This window comes from Streptomyces sp. NPDC091412 (assembly GCF_044756885.1).
Taxonomy (GTDB): domain Bacteria; phylum Actinomycetota; class Actinomycetes; order Streptomycetales; family Streptomycetaceae; genus Streptomyces.
Map to the genome: position 1 here is coordinate 1 of NZ_JBIVTV010000062.1, position 1,451 is coordinate 1,451.

The 1,451-nt window shown below is 69.1% G+C and carries 1 protein-coding gene; it reads left to right on the plus strand.

The genetic code is table 11. The features are described from left to right. Positions 1-84: 84 nt before the first annotated feature. Complete coding sequence (locus ACIQMV_RS39375; RefSeq protein WP_402597923.1) at positions 85-1,335, plus strand: IS701 family transposase; 1,251 nt, start codon at positions 85-87, stop codon at positions 1,333-1,335. Positions 1,336-1,451: the final 116 nt, after the last annotated feature.

Sequence of the window (1,451 nt, forward strand, 5' to 3'; positions counted from 1 at the left end):
CTAGTAGGGCTTGGTCATCTTCACTCGTGAGTGGCGTGTCTGTTGGTCGGCGGGTGGGGTTGGCATGGTGTGACACCTGAGGAGATGGTCGGGGTCCGGGAGGACCTGGAGGCGTTCGCGGCGGAGTTGTTCGACGGGTTCTTCCGCGCGGACCAGCGGCGGTGGGGGCAGGCGTATGTGCGTGGGCTGCTGCTGGACGGGCGGCGCAAGTCGGTGGAACCGATGGCGGCCCGCCTCGGTGAGGACGGCAACCGCCAGGCGCTGGCGCACTTCGTAACCTCCAGCCCGTGGAATGCGGCCCATGTGCGGGCCCGGCTGGCCTGGAGGATGCATGAGGCGATCGGTCCGGAGGCACTGATCGTCGACGACACCGGCTTCCTCAAGGACGGGGACGCCTCGGCGTGCGTGTCGCGTCAGTACACCGGCACCGCGGGCAAGGTCACCAACTGCCAAGTAGGTGTCTCGCTGCACCTGGCCGACGACCGCGCCTCGGCCGCGATCGACTGGCGGCTGTTCCTGCCCGCTTCCTGGGATGCCGCCTCATCGGATGCGGATCCGGTCAAGGTCGCCCGCCGGAAGCAGTGCGGGGTCCCGGCTGAGGCGGGTCATGTGGAGAAGTGGCAGCTGGCCCTGGACATGATCGACGAGGCCCGCAGTTGGGGCGTCGACGTGCCGCTGGTCGTCGCGGACGCCGGATACGGCGACGCCACCGCCTTCCGTCTGGGCCTGGAGGAACGGAAACTGGCCTACGCGGTCGGAATCTCTTCCCGGCTCACTGCTCATCCCGCCCATGCCCGGCCGATCACCTCGCCCTACCAGGGCACCGGCCGCCCACCGGTGGCGAAGTACCCGGACAAGCCCAAGACGGTGAAAGAACTGGTGATGGAGGCCGGCCGGCAGGCGGCCCGGCCCGTGTCCTGGCGCGAGGGTTCCCGGCCGGGCACCGGCCGCAGCGGGTTGAAGCGCATGTACTCGCGTTTCGTTGCCCTGCGCATCCGGCCTGCCGGGCGCGAGATCCGTCAGGCCACCAACGGTCCGGAACTGCCCGAGCGCTGGCTGCTGGCCGAATGGCCCGCCACCGAGAGCGAGCCGGTGCAGTTCTGGCTGTCCAGCCTGCCCCCGGGCATGCCGCTTGCCACACTCGTGCGGTTGGCCAAGCTCCGCTGGCGCATCGAACACGACTACCGGGAGATGAAACAGGCCCTGGGCCTGGCCCATTTCGAGGGCCGCACCTGGAACGGCTGGCACCATCACGTCACCCTCGTGTCCGTCGCGCATGCCTTCTGCACGCTGCAGCGGCTGGCACGAGCCCCAAAAGACGCGGCTCAGGGCTGAGCCTCTACCAGGTAGTCCGCGAACTGCAGGCACTCCTCGCCACCTGGGCCGGCACCTGCCCCACCTGCCACCGCGACATACCCGAACCGATACGCACCTGACCAAGCCCTACTAGT

Excerpts from the sequence above, each read along its gene's own strand:
- ACIQMV_RS39375 (WP_402597923.1), top strand. The coding sequence starts at position 85 with ATGGTCGGGGTCCGGGAGGACCTGGAGGCGTTCGCGGCGGAGTTGTTC.